The following is a 21628-nucleotide window of genomic DNA, read 5'->3' on the forward strand; positions in this document are numbered from 1 at the left end:
CTATTTTAAATTGTGTGCAAAGGCTTGCATTTTCCCCTATATTATTTGTTATAATGACAAAGGTGATTATAATGAAAACAATGTATGATGTTCTTCAGCTGTTAAAAAGGTTTGGAACCTTTATATATACCGGAAACAAGATAGCTGATCTAGAATTAATCCAAGAAGAGGTCAGAGAACTTTACGAACAAAAACTCATTGATGTAAACGAATTCAAAAATGCGATCATCATTATTCGAGCAGAACACAATAAATTACAATAGAGGATGAGACAAGATGGAGAAATGGTTAGTAGGTGTTGATCTAGGTGGAACAACAATTAAAATCGCTTTTGTAACCTTAGATGGTCATATTGTAGAGAAGTGGGAAATCCCTACGAATATAACTGAAGATGGAAAGCATATCGTTACGGATATTACTGACTCTATCCATTCAAAACTAAAAGAACTATCTGAACCTAAAGAAAAGCTTGAATCAATTGGTATGGGAGCGCCAGGTTTCATTGATATGAAAACAGGTTTCATCTATCATGCAGTGAATATCGGTTGGAGAGATTACCCATTGAAAGAAGAGCTTGAAAAAGCAACGGGCCTTTCTGTTATCGTCGATAACGATGCTAACATCGCTGCGATCGGAGAAATGTGGCGTGGTGCAGGTGATGGTGAAGGAAACGTACTGATGGTTACGTTAGGTACAGGAGTCGGAGGCGGAATTATCGTAAATGGACATATCATGCATGGAACGAATGGTATGGCTGGTGAGATCGGTCACATAACTGCGATTCCAGAAGGTGGGGCTCCATGTAACTGTGGACGTACAGGTTGTATTGAAACAATAGCTTCAGCAACTGGAATCTCACGAATTTCAAAAGAAAAAGCTCTTCAAGACACATCTTCTTCTCTTTATGCTCTATTGCAAGAGAATGGTGAAATAAAAGCTAAAGATGTTGTAGCTTCCGCTGAAAAGGGTGACAAAGCAGCAATTGAAACGTTGGATGAAGTAACTTTTCATTTAGGATTAGTAATAGCAAACCTTGCTAACAGCATTAACCCAGGTAAGATCGTAATCGGTGGAGGAGTCTCTAAAGCTGGTCATACCTTAATGGAGCGTTTGGAGCAGAAATTTAAACACTTTGCACTTCCAAGAGTGGCTGAAGGCGCTGAGATGAAGGTAGCTACGCTAGGAAATGATGCTGGTGTCATCGGAGGAGCTTGGTTAGCCAAACACAATCGCTAATCAATCTTGTTAAGCAACAAAAAATAAGTCTAGATCTTAACGAGAAGCTCACCGTAGGTAAATAGAAGGAACTTTCTTTTGCAAAGTCTTTTAGTAAGATTTTCTTAACAGTATATAATGGTGATTTCTTCGAAAGAGATGGAATAATAGCGAACCGCTTCAGTGCGGTTCGTTTTCGTTTTTTTGAAACTTTTTTGTGTTCAGTTCGTCTAATGGTTTATGGATTTAAAAAAGGGGTAAAACTAATATAGTTTTGTTGTCCTATTTGTCAGAATCTTGAAATAGTACGTTAGGGTATTGAATTCTTGTGTGAAACCATTTAATATACTCTTTATGTAATCCTTTGATTAAAGTTTTGTAAATATGTAAAAGATGAATTTACATTCTTGATCAATGCTTACCGGATGCAAAGAGAGACTAATTAAGAGGAAATAAATTGAAAACGAGAGTTCTTTTTGATTGAGGAGGTCAGAGAACATATGAAAGAAAAAATGAAACAAGCTTTTGCTGAATATAGATTTTTCTTTATAGCAATTGCTTTATTATGGATTAAAACATTTGTCATTTATAAAACTGCATTTGAACTGCCTATGGACAACAAGGTTCAAGAGTTAATCCTGTTTATTAACCCTATTAGTTCGATTGTTCTTTTCTTAGGAATCACGCTTTATTTTAAAGGAAGAACGCATAGAAGAATGATTGTTGCAGTCAGTGCGATCATGAGTTTTGTGATGTATGCCAATATGGTGTTCTATCGTTTCTTTAATGACTTTATTACCATTCCAGTTTTGTTCCAAACGAGCAACATGGGTGATTTAGGTAATAGTGTATTTGAGTTGATACAACCGACTGATTTATTGGTATTCATCGACATCGTCATTTTGGCTTATTTCATGAGACGAGCTGATTATCGACCTGCACGTGCTTCACGCAAGCAGATCACGATTACTTTTGCTGCTGCAATCGTATTTTTTATCGTGAATGTTGGTATCGCAGAAACTGAAAGACCACAGTTGTTAACTCGTACGTTTGACCGTGAAATGTTGATTAAAAACATCGGTTCATATAACTATCACATTTATGATTCCATCATCCAATCTAAAGCAAAAGCACAGCGTGCATTTGCTGATGGAAGTGAAATTACAGACATTGAAAACTATTCACGTGCAAATTACAAAGAACCAAATCCTGAGATGTTCGGAAAAGCAAAAGGCAAGAACGTTTTCGTTATTTCAGTCGAATCAACACAAAACTTTGTTATTAACGAATCTGTAAATGGTAAAGAAATTACACCGTTTATGAATGATCTTATTAAAGACAGTTATTACTTCCCGAACTTCTATCATCAAACAGGGCAAGGTAAAACGTCTGATTCAGAGTTTTTATTAGATAACTCGTTATACCCACTTCCAAGTGGAGCAGTTTTCTTTACACACTCTCAGAATCAATACAACGCAACACCAGAAATTTTAAAAGAGCAAGGTTACTATTCATCCGTACAGCATGCCAACAACAAAAGTTTCTGGAACCGTGATATCATGTATGATAATTTCGGTTACGACCGTTATTATTCATTAAAAGATTTCGAAGTAACTCCTGAGAATTCGATTGGATGGGGCTTAAAAGATAAAGATTTCTTTAAACAATCCATTCCACATCTAAAAGAGATGCAAGCGATGAACAAACCGTTCTACACGAAATATATTACGTTAACGAACCACTTCCCGTTCACTTTAGAAGAGGAAGATGAGATGATTCCTGAGTGGACATCAAGCGATGGAACAGTTAACCGTTACTTCACAACTGTTCGTTATACAGACGAAGCTTTAAAAGAGTTTTTCGCTGATGTTAAGGAAGCTGGTCTTTATGAAGACTCAATCTTTATCATGTATGGTGACCATTATGGGATCTCTGAAAACCATAACGATGCGATGGGTCAATTCTTAGGAAAAGAAATTACTCCTTTTGAGTCTACTCAATTGCAAAAAGTACCTTTGATCATTCACATGCCTGGTGAAAAAGGAAAGACGATGGATACAGTTGGTGGCCAGATCGACCTTAAACCAACGATTCTTCACTTGCTAGGTATTGATACGAAGGGTGATATTCAGCTTGGCTCTGATTTATTCTCTAAAGATAGAGAAGATTTCGCTGTTCTTCGTGACAATTCGTATATCACTAAAGATAATGTGTTCACAGATGGTAAGTGTTATGACAAATCAACGGGTAAACCTGTTGAAGGTGATAACAATGCTTGTGAACCTTATAGTGAACGTGCTAAGACTGAACTTGATATGTCTGACCGTATCATTTATGGAGACTTACTAAGATTCTACGATAAAGATAAAGCAAAAGATAAAGCTGTTAAACAAGATGAAAAGCAAAAACAGTAAAGACATTAAAGCACTCAACTTCGGTTGAGTGCTTTTTTTCTGCATAACTGCTTTACGTGAACATACATCTTAAAGAGGAAGGTTTTAAGGGAGGGCTCTGTTTGGAAATTGTCATGCGTAACGGCGATTCGTTCTGGTACTACTCACGTCTATTATCTATCCCTTACGTGTTGATCAAAGACTCTAATCCTAATGTAACAGCAGCAAGTATGATTGCAGGGAAGAGTATAGAGATCCCTGGAATGTTATTAGAAAAATATAAGATCAAAAATGGTGACACTTTTTTTTCTATAGCAGATAAATTTGATATTCCTTTAGATGCATTATATTTAGTTAATCCAACTGTGAAACCGAAAGAAATATTTACGAAAGACATCATCAATATTCCTAGAGTGCTGCCGTATCCCTCAATAAAATGTCAGAGAAAGTACAATACTGCTGCACTGAATCATGATATGGATAAACTTCTAAACGTTTATCCATTCATAAAAAAACAGGAGATTGGTAAATCAGTTCTCGGCAAACCTATAGATATGCTTATAATAGGAAATGGAAAAAAGAAAGTGCATATTAACGGTTCGTTTCATGGAAACGAATGGATTACTTCAGGAGTTTTGATGAAGTTTATTAACGAATATTCAGCTGCGCTATCAAGTGATAAAGTTCTGAATGGATACAAAGCTTCGGACCTATATAGAAATACTACACTTTACGCCGTACCTATGGTCGATCCGGATGGTGTCGATCTCGTTTTAAATGGTCTTCCAGAAAATCCGCAGTGGAGAGAGAGTGTTTTAAGATTAAACAAAGGAAGCAAAGACTTTTCTGCTTGGAAAGCTAATATTCGCGGTGTAGATCTCAATAATCAATTTCCGGCAAGGTGGGAACTTGAACAAGTAAGAAAACCAACTTCACCCGCTCCAAGAGATTATCCTGGTAAAGCTCCGTTAAGTGAACCAGAAGCAATAGTGATGGCAGAGATTACAGAAAAGCATCAATTTGATCGAGTGGTAGCTCTGCATACACAAGGTAAAGAACTATACTGGGGTTTTGAAGGGGAAGAACCTATGCCTATCTCAGGCGAGATCGCCGCTGAATTTGAAAGGGTTAGCGGCTATAAAGCGATCAGGTATGTGGATAGTTATGCTGGATACAAAGATTGGTTCATTCAAGAGTACAGAAAGCCGGGATTCACTATCGAGCTTGGAATAGGGGTTAACCCGCTTCCATTAAGACAGTTTGAAACGATTTATGAAGATACAAGGGGTATCTTGTTAGCAGCTCTTTACATGTAAGATAGATTTGAGACTTCTTGAAATAGTGCTTTGCCTTTGTGGTTGTTAAAAGAAAGAAAAAACCATCAGAAATTAATTTCTGATGGTTTTTTGAGTTTTTAATGGCCTGTAGAGCCGCCGCTGCCTACTAAAACGTCCAGAACAGTCATGACTGTAAACCAGCCAAAAACTGCAAACGTTAAAAAAGCAAAACCAGCTGCCATTAAATTTTTAATTTTTAACGAACGCAATAGTCCCAACGCAGCTAGAATAGCTACTAAGCCGAATATAATGGCTAATCCCATTATTCTGTGCCCCCTTGCTCTGGAGTAATACCAATCCTATGTATAACGCTTTCACACAGGTATAACCTTGTATTATTTTACTTGTTTTATTCAGGTTTGTCGAGTGCACATTGGAACAAAATGAACTCAATTGTTAGTTTATAGGCAGAAGCCCACTTTTTAACAAGGGGTTTATGATGGTTTCCAACGATTAAGAACATCTGTTCATTATCAGTGAACTCAGCAATTAATTCTTCTTCTGTTTGAAGTAAAAACATAGCTTTTTCTTGCTCTTCACCTTCCTTGATATAAAAGACACAGATCATATCAAGATAAAGATACGTCTGATCTGAATCAGATGTGAACCCATAGTCCTCAAATAACAGAGTCTTTCTGAAAGGGTGGATGGAAAGTAAAGGGATCGCTTCAAAAAGTTCATCATCTCTTTGAGAAGTAATGATCAGATCTTCATGTTGATCATGCACAGAAATAGGAGCGGGCGTATCCATATTTTCGTATCCGAAAAAGAACTTCATGTGTTTCCTCCGAAATATTGTTTGTTTTAGTGTAAGATAGAAAGTAATAACTTGCAATTGGAGGCTTGAAAATGAAGTGGAAAAAATTAACGGTAGGACCTGTACAAGAGAATACTTATATTATCTACAATAATCATAATGAAGCAGTGGTCATCGATCCAGGCAGTGAAGGAAATAGGATCATACAAACCATAGAGTCATTAAAAGTAAAACCTTTAGCCATATTGTTAACGCATGCTCATTTTGATCATATTGGAGCCGTTGATGACGTACGCGAAAGATATAACATCCCGTTGTATGTTCATAAAAAAGAAGCTGATTGGCTGAGTGACACAAAAAAGAATGGATCAAAATATTTTGGTCAAAGCATATTGGCAAAGCCAGCAAGCCATATTCTAACAAATACAGATAATACCTTAAAGATCGGCAGCTTCTCATTTGAGGTATTAACAACTCCTGGTCATTCTCCTGGAAGTGTTTCGTATTATTTAAGAAGCAGTGGTGCTGTTTTTTCAGGTGATGCTTTGTTTGCAGGAAGCATTGGAAGAACAGATTTACACGGCGGGGATCAAGAAGTATTGATCAATAGCATTCATGAAAAACTGCTTAATCTGCCAGAAGAAACGGTCGTGTTATCAGGTCATGGCCCTGAGACAACAATTGGAATGGAAATGGACTCGAATCCATTCTTAAGCGGGTTCTAATCGTGCCTAACCCGAGTTTGCTTCAAAAAAAATTGACAGATAGCGAATGGCTAACGATGGAAGAGTATATGGAACATGCTCTGTATCATCCGTTAGAGGGCTATTACATGAAAGAGAACACGAAGATCGGAAAGAACGGTGATTTTTATACAGCTAGCCTTGTGTCAGATGTATTTGCTAAGGTGTGGGCTGACTTATTCATAAGAACGATAGAGGATCAGAACCTTCAGCCAATCGTTGTGGAGTTTGGAGGAGGAAGCGGTCACTTTTCTCAGCAAGTTCTAGAGAGTTGGTCTTCGCAATCAGTCGACCATATATCCTATGTCATTGTAGAACCTAGTCCTTATCACAGACGAATATTAGATGCGAAGTTAGCTGAGTACCCCATTACTATACTACGTTCGTTGAATGAACTTATAGAGCGATACCCATCATTTAGGGGAATTATATTTGCAAATGAAGTTCTTGATGCGTTTCCGCTTCGGATTTTTCAACAAAAGAATGATGAATGGTATGAAAAAGGAGTCTCTCTCCAAAATAACACTGATGAACTTCGTTTTCTTTATAAAAAAGTAGAGAGTTCATCATTGCAAAAAAAGTTAGAGAAAATCTTTTGCTCTAGAGATAAAGCGAATGAACTTGAAGTTTCCTTTTCTATGCTTTCTTGGCTTAAAAACATCTACGAATGGATAGAAATAGAGACATGCTTATTCTTTGTCGATTACGGTTTGATAGGCGAAGAGTGGAACACCATACATTTAAAAGAAGGAAGTATTAGGGGATATTATCGACATCAATTACAAAGCAATCCATTAGCATTTCCCGGGATGATGGATATAACGTACCACATAGATTGGGAACAAGTGATAAGAGTAGGAAATGATTCGGGTGTTATTACACTTCACGTAAAGAATCAAGGAGACTTCTTATTTGAAGAAGGATTATTATCTCTGATACAGGAAACACAAAATAGGGATCCATTCTCATTAGAGCATAAAAGAAATCGGGCCATTCGTTCATTTCTACTCGATCACTCTCTAGCAAATGGGTTTCAAGTCATACAACAAAAAAAGCAGACCGTATTATAACGGCCTGCTTTTTTTGATGCTTCGGAGAACGGATTAATGTCCTCCACCGGCGCCAGGAGTCATCATAAACGTTGACCAGTATGTAAAACCAACAAAGAAAACAGTTAAATAAGCACCAAAGATATAAATATACATACGTTCAGATAAGTTCAAATACCCTAAAGAAACGAACATAATCGTTTGTCCTAAGAACAATAATGCCATGTCTTGCATATCACCTAGATACGCCATGACTCCGATGATTCCAGTCCAAAAGCCTAAAACCTTATACATTCTTGACATATGTATCCCCTCCTTTTTTCGCCAATACTTGTATCCTTTAGTATTATATATGAGTTTCCACTCACTTGTAAATGCCAATTGTAAGCGGATAAATACACAATAAAAAGATAATTCATGAATTATAGCTGTTTTTTGGTTTATTATGCCTCTTTTAAAGGTAATGTAAACCAAAAGGAGTGAGTCTGATGAGTTCTATAACTTTTTACACGTATCCAAGCTGCACTTCATGTCGCAAAGCGAAAATGTGGCTTAAGCAAAATAAAGTTTCGTTTGATGAAAGACATTTATTCAAAGAAACCCCAACTGTTGAAGAACTTAGAGAGCTATTAAAACTTACAAAGTATGGAACAGAAGATATCTTGGCTAAAAGAAGTCAGTCATTTAAAGCACTAGATGTTGATATCTATGATCTTTCAACAAATGAACTATTAACGCTCTTGACTAAAAATCCTAAACTGTTAAAAAGACCATTAGTAACAGACGGTAAACAGCTCATAGCGGGATACAGTCCTGGAGATATGAAAAAACTATGTGCAACAAAAGAAAAAGAACACATTTCAAGTCATGTGTCCTGAACATAGCACTCTTTATTTTTAAAGAGTGTTATTTTTTTTGGCTGGGCTAGCTGGATTCGAACCAACGCATGACGGAGTCAAAGTCCGTTGCCTTACCGCTTGGCTATAGCCCAATGCAACAATACTAGTATGAGCTGTGTCGAAATTTATATACATATCTTTTTTGAAAAAATGCAGGAATTGTCGTTTTATGAGAGAAATGATTATTCAATAACATAAAAGGGAGATGATAGTGCTTGCCGATTAAGTTGTTAGGCAATTCAATCCTTCATGAGGCATCTATTCAGAAAGCATCAGACATTCATTTTATACCAATCAAAAAGGGAGGTATCGTCCAATTTCGTATAGATGATCGGTTGATTGAACACAGAACGCTTTCTCAAGAAGAGTACATCAGAGTTCTTGCGCATTTTAAATATTCCGCAAGAATGGACATTGGCGAACATCGAAAGCCCCAGAGTGGATCAATGGACGTTATGATCAATAATGTAAATGTACATCTTCGTTTTTCATCCATACCTTCCGCATTTAATGAATCACTCGTCATACGATTGCTTCCTCAGCAAGAAACATTAACTCTTCATGAACTATCACTTTTTCCTCATATGTTTCAAAAACTTTTATCCCTCATTAAACGTTCCAGTGGTCTATTATTATTCTCTGGCCCAACAGGATCAGGTAAAACCACCATCTTATATTCTCTGCTTCATCACCTGCAAAAAAACTATAAACGGCAAGTGGTAACACTGGAAGATCCCGTAGAACGTAAAGTAGATTCGTTTTTACAAATGGAAATTAATGAAAAAGCAGGTCTGACATACGGTGAAGGTTTTAAATCACTCTTGCGTCATGATCCCGATGTGATCATGATCGGTGAGATCAGAGACGAAGCAACAGCGAGGCTCGTTATTCGAGCATCATTGACTGGACATCTTGTTCTGTCTACGATGCATGCTGCAGATTGTATCGGTTGTATTGAGCGTCTTCGAGAATTTGGTATTCAAGAAACGGAACTTCAGCAAACGTTGATGGGAATCGTGTCACAGCGTCTGATCTCGATACCTTGCCCGTTTTGCGGGGACAGTTGTATTGATTTTTGTTTCAAGTCTAGAACGTATAGAAGAGCGGGAATCTATGAGATGCTTTGTAATCAGGAATTATTCTCTGTGTTAAATAGGGTGAGTCGTGAAAAGACCACCTACAAAAATCTCTCATTTTATTTTAACCATGCTTTTGCAGCAGGCTATGTGACAAAAGAGAGCTATGAAAGATGGATGGGAGGAGAATAACCAAGTGATAAGAAGAGGCTGGAAAAAAGCTTCTCAAGGGATGTTTCTTTATAAGCTTGGCTTTTTGTTAGATCAAGGCTATACCATTAACAAGAGCATAGAGCTCGTCAGGTCACAGCTTCCATTAAAACGGCGAGAAGATGCTGATCACATGCTGGAGATCCTTGCTTCTGGTCATTCTGTGATCGAGATCTTTTCACCATTACACTTGCCAAAAGAAATAATAAGTTCATTATCCATAAACAGTGCGAATGGCAATTTGACGAAAAGTCTTATGGAGAACGGAACTTTTTTGAGAAAAAAAGCTGATTGGTCTGCCCGTTTGAACAAAGCCATTAGATATCCTCTCTTCTTGCTATTCCTTACCGTATGGATCGCGATCGTATTCTATCAATTTTTATTTCCTCAGTTTTCTATCCTGTTCTCATCATTAGATGTTAAAACCCCGTTGTTTACGAAATGGATGCTTATGTTTCTAGGAAGCATGCCACTTATCGGAGTATGTTTCCTTACTTTAGGCATCACATCATGGATCGTTATGATCGTTATGAGAAAGAAAGCAAAGCCTTCTACTCAGATGGATCTACTTATGAGAATCCCTATCTTAAAACAATTTCTTTTGTTATTGAATACACATTTCTTTAGTGTGAACTTTGGCTCGATGCTGCAAAGTGGCTTGTCTGTATCTGATGCCCTTCTTGTAATGGAGAAACATTTAAACAAAGGTTTCTTCAAAGAGGAGAGTCAGAGGCTGCAGAAAGGTCTCTTAAATGGAGCAGAACTAACCGAACTTTTGCTTGCAAAGTCCTATTTTAAGAGTGAACTGGCTGAGATTGTCCGCTTTGGATTAGCTCATGGAGAACTCGGCGGAGAGTTAATCTCTTATGGAGAGTGGATTTTTAAAGAGTTAGAAGATAAGGTTTATTCTTCCTTGCAAAGAATTCAACCCATCCTATTTGCAGGGATCGGAGTGTTTGTTTTATTAATGTTTGCCTCTATGTTATTGCCAATGTTTAAACTCATGGAAGCATTATGAGGAGGAAGAATTATGAATAATGAAAAAGGATTTACTTTAATAGAAATGATGATCGTGCTTTTGATCATTTCCGTACTGATGCTTATCGCCCTGCCGAGTATGACCAAGAATAACAGTCTCGTAAAATCGTTAGGGTGTGAAGCGACCATCGATCTTGTGCAAGGACAAGTTGGAGCATATGAGGCAGAGAAAAATGTACTGCCTACGATAGAAGAACTGAAAGATGGCGGATATATTGATACCGTAACATGCCCAGACAAAAAAACTTTGCTTATCGATAGTAAAGGAGTCGTTTCAGTGAGCGATGAAGAGTGAACGAACAGTTAGAAAAAATAAAGAAGGGACAATTAGGATTTAGTTTGATCGAGATGATGATCGTACTTTTAATCATCGGTATGATCAGTGCGGTTGCATACCCTTCGTATGATCGTTTTAGAAAGAATCGGGAGACCGAATATTTCATCCGTACGTTTCAAAAAGACATCGTTCACATGCAGCAAAAAGCAGTGAATGAGAATCGGATCTATAACTTATCGATCGATAATGAAAACCATAAATACGAAGTGCGAGGGAACGGCAGTAAAGAACCTGTAAAAAAGGATTTTCCAAAACATATCTGGTTTGAGAGCTATTCGATGTTATTATCTTTGCAGTACAATCAGAATGGAAATATCAGTCGTGCGGGGACTCTCTATATTTACTCTGCTACTTCTTCGTATAAGATGGTTTTTCAATTAGGCAAAGGTAAATTTTATGTTGCAAAACAATAAAGGTTATCTACTGATTGAAGCTATGTTTAGTCTTTTGTTGATCTCAGTAGTATTTTCAATATGTTTACCTTTTATCTATATCTCATATCAAGAACAAAGAACATCAGAGCAACTTCTATATGCGATGACAGAAGCAGACCATGCTGCTGGCATGAGAAGTATGTCACAGCTTATGCCTGATGAGCGTTATTGGATTGATAACGGCATTGAATATCAGCTATTAACAAGAAAAGGTGTGACGAATGAATACGAGACTTGTATTTCGTTCAGAGGTTCAAACCAAAAAGAGTATAAAACCTGTGCGAGTTCATTCTGAAATCCCTGCAAACAAGAACGGCTATACGCTCGTAGAATCGATGATCGCATTAGGAATTTTAATCGTAATAACTTTTATGATGACAATGTTGTTAACGCATCTACAAAAACAACCACAATCCGTTCAGTCTGAAGAAACTGCATTGTTTTTTTCTATGATCGGAAAAGAAATAAGGGAAGCTGCAACATTTGAGGTGCGGAACAACGCGTTGTTCATTACGTTGTCTACCGGTGAAGTGATCAGTTTCGCACGTTATCATTCTCTTATTCGAAAACAAGTTAATGGATTAGGTCACGAAGTTTGGGTTCAAAATATTCAAGAGATGAAAGTAGAAGAAATAGAAGAGCGTTATATTTACGTCACACTGACGGATAAAGAAGGAAACCAAGCTCATCGTGGCTTTAGGAGAATTAGACATGAATGAGAGAGGAATGATATATCCGCTCGTTTTAACGCTTTGCTTCATCCTATTGATTTTTTTTAGTTACCTGACAGAAAAAGTAGCGTCAGAAAGACAGTTTGTTTATATGCAGGAAGAGCAACTTAGCCAAGTCCGTCTGATCCAGCAAGGTGTAGATCGTGCTCTAGTTTGGGTAGAAGAACTCGCGGTTTATCCATCAGAACGAAAGCTAAACGTTAATGAGGGACTACTAAAAGTTGTATTTACGAAAATATCTGCTAATGAAGTGATGTTTACGGTTGAAGCTGTTACAACTCGACAGTCTACAAAAAAGGTAAAAGTGTATTATAATGTAACCCAGAAAAGCGTTACAAAATGGGTGGAGGGTTAAAATTGAACACCATATATTTAGTCGGTTTCATGGGGTGTGGAAAAACATCTGTAGGAAGAGAACTTTCAAAACGTTTAGAGGTTCCACCATATGATGTTGATTCGACAGTGGAAAAAGATCGAGGACAAACGATAAGAGAAATATTTAAGAACGAAGGGGAAGAGGCGTTCCGTAATTACGAGTCTCTTGCCATTCGCCAGCTTCCCGTAGAACATGCTGTTGTAATGACTGGAGGGGGTGCGGTCGTAAGAGAAGAAAACTTAACGTACATGAAGAATAATGGGATTGTGATCTACTTAAAGACGAGCTTTCCGGTTTTATGGAACAGGCTGATGAAAGAGGAAGAGAGAAACAAGAGACCGATCCTATTAACTTCTTCAGAAGAAGAAGTTCAGAAACTCTTTAACGAAAGAAGTTCACATTATGAAAAAAGTGATATCGAGGTTATTACAGATCAATTTACAACAGAAGAAGTATGCGACCAAATTTTAGAAAAGTTAAGCCGTTTAAACATGCAATAATTGGCCAAAACTAGAATGTGATTGCTTCTAAAAGGGAGTTTTGCCAATGGCTGCAGGATCAGATGTAATTAAGTTTCTTACTCAGAAGGTCGTCAAATATTTGGATGAACCAAAATCAGTAAGAAAGGAAAGGCGTATCACAAAAAAAAATGAACGCGAACCTTTGCTTACTTATCTATTTGGAGTCGTTCCTATGGGACTCGGTCTAGCGTTTCGAAGAAAGAAAAAGAAATAAGGCTGGAAAAAGGAAGAGCCGGGATACAGTTCCCAGCTCTTATATTTTTTATGCAAGATAGAAAAGTCCGCCATTTATAATCTCCACAATTATCTGTGGCTCATATTGGGTACGAAGTGCTTCTTTTTCAATATGATAGGCTTCAGGTTTCGTTAAAGAATCTTCATAAAAACTCTCTAATAGTTCAAGGTCTTCATCCCATCGTTTTTTTGCATCCTCAGCCCACTTGTGATCGTCTCTATCGATGACTTCCTGTATTTGATTCTCTAATCTTTTTATTGCATTCTGTGGTTTGATAAATGGAGAGAGGGTATAACAAAAATCAGGAATCCTCTTCGTTAAAAGCATCTTTTGAAGACGTTGATGAAAGTGATCTTCAATCGTCCCGTTGATCAGTTGTATCCCATATGAAAGTACTTGATCTTTCTTTTGATCACACTGATACGTAACTTTAACATTCAAACATAGCCAAGGTTGCAGTGGTACTTGGGCTCCTTGCTGAGGAACAGATTCATACAGTCGAATAAAAGAGGCGAGCTTCTTTGTCGATCCAAATATCTGATGAAGTCTAGGTGAACCAAAGTGGATAAATTCACCTTTTCCATCAGGAGCTTGCTGTTGACCGGTTACTAAAGTCAACGTCATCGGATTCGGGGTACCTCCCGTTTTTTCGAGATAGTGCCAGTAGAACGGACGGTTCATTAAAACTTTATCAAGTTCAGTGGTCAATTGAACTTTCATATAACTAAAGTTTTTTTCTTGAATTCTGCATTCGTTGGCATCAAAATAGCGCTCAAGAAAGCGATGAATCTCGTGCTGCTGCATGCTCTTCCCATCCTTTCTGTTTGATACCGCCATCAAGGTTGATCAAGGAAGCTAGATTATCCATCTTTACTCGGATCTCACCTTCACTTTCAGACGTATTCATGATGTCTGCGATATGGCGTTCTATATTCTTGATCTCAAATTTTGTTAGGATTTCATCAAGTTCCCCAATGACACTCTCAAAAAGATTGATCTTGTTATACAGCAAGTTTAAGATATGCTCTTCAATCGTATTCTGAGTGGCAAAGTTATAGATATGAACGTCCCCTTGCTGACCGATACGGTGGATACGTCCGATCCGCTGCTCGATCCTCATCGGGTTCCACGGCAGATCGTAATTGATGATATGTTGACAGAACTGCAGGTTGATTCCTTCGCCACCGGCTTCCGTTGCGATCAAAACTTGTGCTCTTGTTCGAAAGAGATGCGTCATCCAGTCCTTTTTACTACGCTTGAACCCGCCTCTGAACGGTACAGAAGAGATGCCATGCTGCTGTAAAAACCACTGTAAATAAAGTTGTGTCGCACGATATTCTGTAAAAATGATGACCTTGGAATCGATCGATTGAATCAGTTCTAACGCTTTTAGAGCTTTAGAGTTTTGATCAACAAGTTCAATTTTTTTCATTAGCTCTAAGACTCGTTGTTCCATCAACGAGTTTGAAACATCCTTTTGAAGCATATTTTTCAAAGTTAGAAAAACAGCTTCGCGGGAACTGCATGCTTCCCGTTGCAGAGTGACGATTGAAAATTTACTTCGGTCAAAGTAAGAGTCTTTTTTTAGTTGAGAGATTTCATCGTATAGGTCACGTTCTGTTTTTGATAATGTAATAGGAATGGTTTGAACAAGACGCTTCGGCCATTTCAGCCCAGTCTCTTCTCGTCGGTTACGAACCATCACCTTATTCACGAGCTGCTTCAGCTTTTCTTCATTTTTAAGTGAATATTTATCTTCTTTATAATCTTTGTCAAAGTTCTCTCGGTTTCCTAGATGACCAGGCTTTAGTAGAGATACAAGATTAAAAATCTCCTCAACTCTGTTTTGTACCGGAGTTGCCGTTAATAATAAGCAGAACTTCTTTTTTAATAACTGTACAAATTCATAGTTTTTCGTTTTCTTGTTCTTTAATTTGTGTGCTTCATCGATGATAACTAGATCATAGTCTTGATTAAGGACGATGTCTCGATGCGGTGCACGTTTTGCAGTATCAATGGAAGATACGACTACATCGCATTGCTCCCATACATACGCTTTTTTCTGAGCGATTGCTGGAATAAAAAACTTCTGATTCAACTCGTTCGTCCATTGAATAACGAGTGAAGCTGGAACGAGGATCAAAATTTTCTTAGCGAGCCGGCGTATCATGTACTCTTTTAGAATCAACCCTGCTTCGATCGTCTTTCCTAGCCCTACTTCATCTGCCAAAATTGCTTTCCCGTTCATCTGCTCAATAACGGTTGTGGCAACGTCCAGCTGATGAGGTAAAAAAGTCATCTGTGGGAGATGGTCGGGAGCTTGAAGGCCTAAGAAATCAGGAATTGCTAAGTGGTGTTCTGCTTCAAGAGCTAAATTATATAATTCCCAATTGGCCCAAGGTCCATCTTCTTCCACACGCTTTAAAAAGTCATCATGCCATTCTCGCTGAAACTGAACGTCGATTTTCATAATGGATTTCCTTTCTTTAAAAAAGTTCGTTGCCATTCCTTTTGTAAAAATGATAGGATAATAATGTAGTAAACATAGTAATAGTATGTGCGACCTTGGACAATAACATACTCGCGAATGAAAGTAAGAGGAGAGACTGCGTAAGCGGCGCCGAAGGAGCAAACAAATTGTGAAACTCTCAGGCAAAAAGACTCTTGCTAGACGCATCTCTGGAGAGTGCTTTTTTAATAGATGAAAGCCACCAACGAAGAAACTCAAGTGTTTTTACTTGAGAAACTTACAGGTTGCAGGACAGAGGATCCCAATTTAAGGGGTCTTTCTGTCCTTTTTTTGTCCAGAAAAAGTCAGAAAATTGGTAAGTATGAAAAAGGAGGAATTCACATGGCTACATTGTTACGAACACCGTTATTTGAGACTTACAAAGAACACGGTGGAAAAGTAATTGATTTTGGCGGTTGGGAGTTGCCTGTTCAGTTCTCGAGTATTAAAGAGGAACACGAAGCGGTTAGGACGAAAGCTGGTCTATTCGATGTCTCTCACATGGGAGAATTTGATGTGCGAGGACCAAATGCATTATCGTTCCTGCAATATACTATGACCAATGATGTTTCGAAACTTCAAAACGGTCAAGCACAATATACAGCTATGTGCTATGAGAACGGTGGCACAGTAGATGATCTTTTAATCTATAAAAGAGGTGAAAACGATTACTTACTCGTTGTGAATGCCTCAAATATTGAAAAAGATTTCGAATGGCTTATGAGCAAAAAGCCTGACGGTGTAGAACTTGTAAACGTTTCTCCTGAATACGCACAGCTCGCGATTCAAGGACCAAAAGCAGAAGAAATTCTACAAAAACTAACGGATACCAATCTTTCTGAGATCGGATTCTTCCGTTTTAAAGAAGATGTTTCACTAGCCGGAATATCTGCTCTTGTTTCTCGAACAGGTTACACAGGGGAAGATGGTTTTGAGATCTATTTAAAGACGGAACATGCTGAAAAACTGTGGAGATCGGTGCTAGAAGCAGGCCAAGAAGATGGATTGCTTCCTGCAGGGCTTGGCGCGCGTGATACGTTACGCTTTGAAGCAAAGCTTGCTCTATACGGTCAAGAACTTACAAAAGAAATTACTCCGATAGAAGCGGGAATTGGATTCGCAGTAAAAACAGATAAAGAAGCAGATTTTATTGGAAAAGAAATTTTAGCTGATCAAAAGAAAAATGGCGCCCCACGCAAACTGGTTGGAATCGAAATGATCGATAAAGGCATTCCACGATCACATTACGAGGTTTTTAAAGGTGATGTGAAGATTGGAGAAGTTACTACGGGAACACAATCGCCAACTTTGAAGAAGAATCTAGGACTTGCTCTTCTTGAGAGAGATTTCACAGAGCTCGGAACAGAGGTAGAGGTACAGATTCGTCAAAAACGTTTAAAAGCAAAAGTAGTCGCTTCACCATTTTATAAACGAGGAAAATAAGACATTTTAGGGGGAGAAACCATGACGTTCCGCTATTTGCCGATGACTGATCAAGACAAAAAGGAAATGCTTGAAACGATTGGAATTGAAACGACAGAAGATCTTTTTCAGGATATTCCGGAAGAAGTTCGGTTTAAAGGACGCTTACAGATCGAGGAAGCTTTGTCAGAACCTCAACTAGTTAAAGAGATGGGCCGCTTGGCTGCATTAAACAAAAATACAAAAGATCATGCTTCGTTCTTAGGAGCAGGTGTTTATGATCACTACACGCCATCGATCGTTAATCACATGTTGCTTCGATCAGAGTTCTACACAGCTTACACACCTTATCAGCCGGAGATCTCTCAAGGTGAACTTCAAGCGATCTTTGAGTTCCAAACGATGATCTGTGAGCTAACAGGTATGGATGTTGCGAACTCTTCTATGTACGATGGTGGAACTTCGCTTGCGGAGGCTGGATTATTATCAGCAGCTCAAACGCGCAGAAAGAAAATCGTCGTATCCAAATCCGTACATCCAGAATCTCGTGCTGTTCTGCACACTTATGCAAAAGGGCAGCATCTTGAAGTGGTAGAAGTGGATACAGAAGATGGTGTTACTTCATTACATGCATTACGTGCTGAAGTTGATGAACAAACAGCGTGTGTGATCGTTCAATATCCGAACTTCTTCGGTCAGATCGAACCGTTAAAAGACATCGAAGAAATCGTGCACAGTGCAAAAGGAATGTTCGTAGTTTCTTCAAATCCTTTAGCACTTGGTGCACTTACTCCTCCTGGTAAATTTGGTGCTGATATCGTAGTAGGTGATGCACAGCCGTTTGGGATCGCGCAAGGATTTGGCGGACCACACTGTGGATATTTTGCCGTTACAACAAAATTGATGCGTAAAGTTCCTGGCCGTTTAGTAGGTCAAACGGTTGATGAAGACGGTAAGAGAGGATTCGTTCTAACTCTTCAAGCAAGAGAACAGCATATCAGACGTGATAAAGCGACGAGTAACATCTGTTCGAACCAAGCGCTTAACGCACTTGCAGCTTCTATCGCTATGACGGCGCTTGGAAAACAAGGTGTGAAAGAAGTTGCGCACCAAAATATACAAAAAGCTCATTATGCGAAAAAAGTTCTTGAGGAAAAAGGTTTCAAGACAGCATTCACTGGACCTTTCTTTAACGAGTTTGTTATTGAGTTAAAATGTACAGCGAAAGAAGTGAACAGAAAACTATTAGAATCTGGTATCATCGGTGGATATGATCTAGGTCTTTCTTATACAGAACTTAAGAACCATATGCTTTTAGCAGTTACTGAAATGAGAACAAAAGAAGAGATCGATCAGCTTGCAAATGTATTGGAGGGATTAGCATGCGTACAGAACATCAGTCATTAATTTTTGAATTGTCTAAACCAGGTCGAGTAGGATATAGTATCCCTGAACTTGACGTCCCAGAGATTAACGTAGAATCTATCATCCCTTCCGATTATTTGCGTTCAGAAGAAGCGGATCTTCCAGAAGTGTCAGAACTTCAAATCGTTCGTCATTACACAGCGTTATCCAATCGTAACCATGGTGTGGATTCTGGTTTCTATCCACTAGGTTCATGTACGATGAAATACAATCCTAAGATTAATGAAGATGTAGCGCGTTTCCCTGGATTTGCAAACATCCACCCTCTACAAGATGAAGAGACGGTTCAAGGTGCGATGGAGATGATGTACCGCTTGCAAACATCACTTGCTGAAATCACGGGCATGGATGAAGTGACGCTCCAACCAGCTGCGGGTGCACATGGAGAATGGACAGGACTAATGATGATCCGCGCTTATCATGAAGCAAATGGTGACTTCAATCGTACAAAAGTAATCGTTCCTGATTCAGCTCACGGAACAAACCCTGCTTCTGCAACGGTTGCTGGTTTTGAATCGATCACGGTGAAATCTGATGAGCGAGGACTTGTTGATCTCGAAGATTTGAAACGAGTAGTCGATCAAGATGTGGCGGCACTGATGCTTACAAATCCGAATACGCTTGGTCTTTTTGAAGAACATATTCTAGAAATGGCAAAGATCGTCCATGAAGCTGGCGGAAAGCTTTACTATGATGGAGCTAACGCAAATGCGATATTAGGATTTGCTCGACCTGGAGACATGGGCTTTGACGTTGTTCACTTAAATCTTCATAAGACATTTACAGGACCTCACGGTGGTGGTGGACCTGGATCAGGACCAGTTGGAGTTAAGGAAGATCTGATCCCATTCTTGCCAAAACCAGTTCTCGTTAAAGAGGACGATCTTTATAAGTTTGAATATGACCGCCCGCAATCAATCGGACGAGTGAAGCCGTTTTATGGTAACTTCGGGATAAATGTACGTGCATTTACGTACATCATGACGATGGGGCCAGACGGATTACATCAAGTATCAGAGAACGCCGTATTAAACGCGAACTATATGATGCGTCGACTTGAGCCTCATTTCGATCTTCCGTTTACACAACACTGTAAACACGAGTTTGTATTGTCAGGACGTCGTCAGAAAAAACTTGGCGTGAGAACACTCGATATCGCAAAACGTCTCTTAGACTTTGGTTATCACCCGCCAACGATCTACTTCCCGTTAAGTGTAGAAGAAGCGATCATGATCGAGCCGACAGAAACGGAATCGAAAGAAACACTCGATGAGTTTATCGAAAAGATGATTCAGATATCAAAAGAAGCAGAAGAAACACCTGAATTGGTTCAAGAAGCTCCTCATACTACCGTTGTTAAACGACTGGATGAAGCAACAGCTGCAAGAAAACCAATCTTAAAATATACAAAATAAGTTTAATCATACAAAAAAGCAGCTCAGGAAATTTTCCTGAGCTGCTTTTGAATGTTAGTTTGATTTTACTCGGCCAGTCCATTTTCTGAAGCCACCGTGTAAATGATGCAGTTGGCCGTACTTCTTTTTCTTAAGGAAGTTGGCTGCACGAGCACTTCTGAACCCGCTCTCGCAATATAAGTAAACAGGCTGGTCGTTACGAACTTCCTTCAATCTTTGTCTCATTTGAGATAAAGGAATGTTGCGAGCTCCTAAAATATGACCCTTTTTAAATTCTTCAGGTTCACGGACATCAATCAATTGAGCCTTACGATAACCTGCCTTGAACTCTTCTTCGTTTAACGTCTTTAAAAATCTCTTTTGGTAAAGTCCCATACCAATTACATACGCCAATAAAGCTACCACGATACCTGCTAATACTATCCATCCCATAACGCTTGCACTCCTTTAAACAATCTACCACAATTATAGCGGTGCGCGGCTCTATAGGCAAAAGAAAAATCTGACTTTAAGCGATTGTTTTGACACAATCGGCGAATTTGGTACACTAGTTACGAATGAATAGCAGGGAGACGAAAAACGTGGAAAAAGAAAACTGGTATTATATCGATTCTGGAAATTGCGAACCTGCAATTAATATGGCAATGGACGAAGCACTTCTAACATGGCACAGTGAAGGAAAGATTCCGCCTGTTATCCGCTTTTACGGATGGAATCCAGCTACGCTATCTATTGGATACTTTCAAAAAGTAGAAAAAGAGATTAACCTTGATGCTGTAGAAAAATATGGACTGGGCTTTGTGAGACGCCCAACAGGAGGACGCGGAGTTCTTCATGACCAAGAACTCACGTATAGCGTCATCGTATCTGAATCACACAAAGATATGCCACAAAGTGTAACCGAAGCTTATCGGGTGATCTCAGAAGGAATAAAAGAAGGGTTTCAAGGTTTAGGCCTCGATGCTTACTTTGCGGTTCCGAAAACAGAAGAAGAGCGTGAAGGATTGAAGAATCCTCGTTCAGCAGTTTGTTTTGACGCTCCTTCGTGGTATGAATTAGTCGTAGAAGGCAGAAAAGTAGCAGGAAGTGCTCAAACGAGACAAAAAGGTGTGATCCTGCAACACGGATCGATTCTTCTAGACTTAAATGAAGACAAGCTGTTCGATCTGTTTAAGTATTCTAGCGACAGATTACGAGAAAGAATGCAAACAGCATTTAAGAAAAAAGCTGTAGCAGTGAACGCACTCTTAGATGTTCCGGTTACAATTGAAGACGCAAAGATTGCCTTTAAAAAAGGCTTCGAGGACGGTTTGAACGTAAATCTTATACCCTATGCACTTACAGAAGACCAGTGGGCAGAGGTTGAACACATAGCCGAGACTCGTTATCGCAACGCCGATTGGACGTTCAGACGTTAATAGAAAAAAATCGAAATCTCAAAAGAGATCTCGATTTTTTATTTTTGTTCTGTAGAGATCATAGAAAAAGATGTCAAGATATTAATTT

Annotated in this window: 26 protein-coding genes, 1 tRNA gene and 1 riboswitch; of the genes, 20 read left to right on the plus strand and 7 right to left on the minus strand. The window is 38.8% G+C overall.

Annotated features, from left to right (window positions below; all coding sequences use genetic code 11):
* The first annotated feature begins 71 nt into the window (after window positions 1-71).
* From ACOZ9X_RS05380 to ACOZ9X_RS05395, 4 genes are all read left to right on the plus strand, one after another.
* A complete protein-coding gene (locus ACOZ9X_RS05380) occupies window positions 72-263 on the plus strand; it encodes a YqgQ family protein (RefSeq protein ID WP_191753834.1) in 192 nt (63 codons plus the stop codon).
* 13 nt (window positions 264-276) lie between these two features.
* Window positions 277-1236 (plus strand): ROK family glucokinase, encoded by a 960-nt coding sequence (locus ACOZ9X_RS05385; protein ID WP_423417297.1) that lies wholly within the window; start codon window positions 277-279, stop codon window positions 1234-1236.
* Window positions 1237-1715: 479 nt separating this feature from the next.
* Window positions 1716-3629 (plus strand): LTA synthase family protein, encoded by a 1914-nt coding sequence (locus ACOZ9X_RS05390; RefSeq protein ID WP_423417298.1) that lies wholly within the window; start codon window positions 1716-1718, stop codon window positions 3627-3629.
* A gap of 101 nt (window positions 3630-3730) precedes the next feature.
* Window positions 3731-4924: a M14 family metallopeptidase gene (locus ACOZ9X_RS05395; protein ID WP_423417299.1), complete on the plus strand. Its 1194-nt coding sequence runs from the start codon at window positions 3731-3733 to the stop codon at window positions 4922-4924.
* A 98-nt stretch (window positions 4925-5022) separates the two neighbouring features.
* Here ACOZ9X_RS05395 and ACOZ9X_RS05400 read toward each other — a convergent pair whose 3' ends face one another.
* Together ACOZ9X_RS05400 and ACOZ9X_RS05405 are read right to left on the minus strand one after the other, a co-directional pair.
* Window positions 5023-5208 (minus strand): DUF2759 domain-containing protein, encoded by a 186-nt coding sequence (locus ACOZ9X_RS05400; protein WP_066242324.1) that lies wholly within the window; start codon window positions 5206-5208, stop codon window positions 5023-5025.
* 86 nt (window positions 5209-5294) lie between these two features.
* A complete protein-coding gene (locus ACOZ9X_RS05405; RefSeq protein WP_423417300.1) occupies window positions 5295-5723 on the minus strand; it encodes a hypothetical protein in 429 nt (142 codons plus the stop codon).
* Between the two features lie 71 nt (window positions 5724-5794).
* Between ACOZ9X_RS05405 and ACOZ9X_RS05410 the strand changes: the two genes are divergently transcribed.
* Both ACOZ9X_RS05410 and ACOZ9X_RS05415 read left to right on the plus strand, forming a co-directional pair.
* The gene (locus ACOZ9X_RS05410) at window positions 5795-6427 is read left to right on the plus strand and encodes an MBL fold metallo-hydrolase (protein ID WP_423417301.1); all 633 of its coding nucleotides are present in this window, start codon (window positions 5795-5797) and stop codon (window positions 6425-6427) included.
* A 2-nt stretch (window positions 6428-6429) separates the two neighbouring features.
* Window positions 6430-7515, plus strand: a complete 1086-nt coding sequence (locus ACOZ9X_RS05415) for an SAM-dependent methyltransferase (protein WP_423417302.1) — start codon at window positions 6430-6432, stop codon at window positions 7513-7515.
* Between the two features lie 33 nt (window positions 7516-7548).
* Here ACOZ9X_RS05415 and ACOZ9X_RS05420 read toward each other — a convergent pair whose 3' ends face one another.
* Window positions 7549-7797 (minus strand): DUF2626 domain-containing protein, encoded by a 249-nt coding sequence (locus ACOZ9X_RS05420; protein WP_066242314.1) that lies wholly within the window; start codon window positions 7795-7797, stop codon window positions 7549-7551.
* A 185-nt stretch (window positions 7798-7982) separates the two neighbouring features.
* Here ACOZ9X_RS05420 and ACOZ9X_RS05425 point away from each other — a divergent pair, with 185 nt between their 5' ends.
* Complete coding sequence (locus tag ACOZ9X_RS05425) at window positions 7983-8372, plus strand: Spx/MgsR family RNA polymerase-binding regulatory protein (RefSeq protein ID WP_423417303.1); 390 nt, start codon at window positions 7983-7985, stop codon at window positions 8370-8372.
* 38 nt (window positions 8373-8410) lie between these two features.
* Here ACOZ9X_RS05425 and ACOZ9X_RS05430 read toward each other — a convergent pair.
* Window positions 8411-8485: transfer RNA gene (locus tag ACOZ9X_RS05430), tRNA-Gln, on the minus strand.
* Between the two features lie 123 nt (window positions 8486-8608).
* Here ACOZ9X_RS05430 and comGA point away from each other — a divergent pair.
* Genes comGA through ACOZ9X_RS05475 form a run of 9 tightly spaced genes read left to right on the plus strand, consistent with a single transcriptional unit; the run spans window position 8609 to window position 13330 of the window.
* Window positions 8609-9661: a competence type IV pilus ATPase ComGA gene (gene comGA / locus ACOZ9X_RS05435; protein WP_423417304.1), complete on the plus strand. Its 1053-nt coding sequence runs from the start codon at window positions 8609-8611 to the stop codon at window positions 9659-9661.
* A 4-nt stretch (window positions 9662-9665) separates the two neighbouring features.
* Window positions 9666-10697, plus strand: a complete 1032-nt coding sequence (gene comGB / locus ACOZ9X_RS05440; RefSeq protein WP_423417305.1) for a competence type IV pilus assembly protein ComGB — start codon at window positions 9666-9668, stop codon at window positions 10695-10697.
* 12 nt (window positions 10698-10709) lie between these two features.
* Entirely contained in the window at window positions 10710-11012 is a 303-nt protein-coding gene (gene comGC / locus ACOZ9X_RS05445) for a competence type IV pilus major pilin ComGC (RefSeq protein WP_423417306.1), read from the plus strand.
* The gene (comGD, locus tag ACOZ9X_RS05450) at window positions 11009-11467 is read left to right on the plus strand and encodes a competence type IV pilus minor pilin ComGD (RefSeq protein ID WP_423417307.1); all 459 of its coding nucleotides are present in this window, start codon (window positions 11009-11011) and stop codon (window positions 11465-11467) included. The genes comGC and comGD overlap by 4 nt, the downstream gene beginning before the upstream one ends.
* Window positions 11451-11783: a hypothetical protein gene (locus tag ACOZ9X_RS05455; RefSeq protein ID WP_423417308.1), complete on the plus strand. Its 333-nt coding sequence runs from the start codon at window positions 11451-11453 to the stop codon at window positions 11781-11783. The genes comGD and ACOZ9X_RS05455 overlap by 17 nt, the downstream gene beginning before the upstream one ends.
* Window positions 11767-12207 carry a competence type IV pilus minor pilin ComGF gene (locus ACOZ9X_RS05460; RefSeq protein WP_423417309.1) on the plus strand — a complete coding sequence of 147 codons (441 nt, stop codon included), beginning with the start codon at window positions 11767-11769 and terminating at the stop codon, window positions 12205-12207. Before ACOZ9X_RS05455 ends, ACOZ9X_RS05460 begins: the two co-directional genes overlap by 17 nt.
* Window positions 12200-12574: a competence type IV pilus minor pilin ComGG gene (gene comGG / locus ACOZ9X_RS05465; protein ID WP_423417310.1), complete on the plus strand. Its 375-nt coding sequence runs from the start codon at window positions 12200-12202 to the stop codon at window positions 12572-12574. Before ACOZ9X_RS05460 ends, comGG begins: the two co-directional genes overlap by 8 nt.
* 2 nt (window positions 12575-12576) lie before the next feature.
* Complete coding sequence (locus ACOZ9X_RS05470; protein WP_423417311.1) at window positions 12577-13095, plus strand: shikimate kinase; 519 nt, start codon at window positions 12577-12579, stop codon at window positions 13093-13095.
* Between the two features lie 46 nt (window positions 13096-13141).
* The gene (locus ACOZ9X_RS05475; protein ID WP_423417312.1) at window positions 13142-13330 is read left to right on the plus strand and encodes a YqzE family protein; all 189 of its coding nucleotides are present in this window, start codon (window positions 13142-13144) and stop codon (window positions 13328-13330) included.
* A 48-nt stretch (window positions 13331-13378) separates the two neighbouring features.
* Here ACOZ9X_RS05475 and ACOZ9X_RS05480 read toward each other — a convergent pair whose 3' ends face one another.
* Both ACOZ9X_RS05480 and ACOZ9X_RS05485 read right to left on the minus strand, forming a co-directional pair.
* Entirely contained in the window at window positions 13379-14155 is a 777-nt protein-coding gene (locus tag ACOZ9X_RS05480; RefSeq protein WP_423417313.1) for a YqhG family protein, read from the minus strand.
* Complete coding sequence (locus tag ACOZ9X_RS05485) at window positions 14124-15821, minus strand: DEAD/DEAH box helicase (RefSeq protein WP_205726828.1); 1698 nt, start codon at window positions 15819-15821, stop codon at window positions 14124-14126. Before ACOZ9X_RS05485 ends, ACOZ9X_RS05480 begins: the two co-directional genes overlap by 32 nt.
* Window positions 15822-15938: 117 nt before the next feature.
* Window positions 15939-16025, plus strand: a riboswitch (glycine riboswitch).
* 177 nt (window positions 16026-16202) lie between these two features.
* On the opposite strand from ACOZ9X_RS05485, the gene gcvT reads away from it, so the two are divergent.
* Genes gcvT through gcvPB form a run of 3 tightly spaced genes read left to right on the plus strand, consistent with a single transcriptional unit; the run spans window position 16203 to window position 20122 of the window.
* Window positions 16203-17303 (plus strand): glycine cleavage system aminomethyltransferase GcvT, encoded by a 1101-nt coding sequence (gene gcvT / locus ACOZ9X_RS05490; RefSeq protein ID WP_423417314.1) that lies wholly within the window; start codon window positions 16203-16205, stop codon window positions 17301-17303.
* Between the two features lie 21 nt (window positions 17304-17324).
* A complete protein-coding gene (gcvPA, locus tag ACOZ9X_RS05495) occupies window positions 17325-18689 on the plus strand; it encodes an aminomethyl-transferring glycine dehydrogenase subunit GcvPA (RefSeq protein ID WP_423417315.1) in 1365 nt (454 codons plus the stop codon).
* Window positions 18665-20122, plus strand: a complete 1458-nt coding sequence (gene gcvPB, locus ACOZ9X_RS05500; protein ID WP_423417316.1) for an aminomethyl-transferring glycine dehydrogenase subunit GcvPB — start codon at window positions 18665-18667, stop codon at window positions 20120-20122. Before gcvPA ends, gcvPB begins: the two co-directional genes overlap by 25 nt.
* Window positions 20123-20176: 54 nt before the next feature.
* Here gcvPB and ACOZ9X_RS05505 read toward each other — a convergent pair whose 3' ends face one another.
* Window positions 20177-20554 carry a rhodanese-like domain-containing protein gene (locus ACOZ9X_RS05505; protein WP_289495162.1) on the minus strand — a complete coding sequence of 126 codons (378 nt, stop codon included), beginning with the start codon at window positions 20552-20554 and terminating at the stop codon, window positions 20177-20179.
* A 149-nt stretch (window positions 20555-20703) separates the two neighbouring features.
* Between ACOZ9X_RS05505 and ACOZ9X_RS05510 the strand changes: the two genes are divergently transcribed.
* Complete coding sequence (locus ACOZ9X_RS05510) at window positions 20704-21540, plus strand: lipoate--protein ligase family protein (RefSeq protein WP_423417317.1); 837 nt, start codon at window positions 20704-20706, stop codon at window positions 21538-21540.
* Window positions 21541-21628: the final 88 nt, after the last annotated feature.

Origin of the sequence: Fictibacillus nanhaiensis (genome assembly GCF_049537595.1) — a bacterium.
In the GTDB taxonomy this organism is placed as follows: Bacteria; Bacillota; Bacilli; order Bacillales; family Fictibacillaceae; genus Fictibacillus; species Fictibacillus nanhaiensis_F.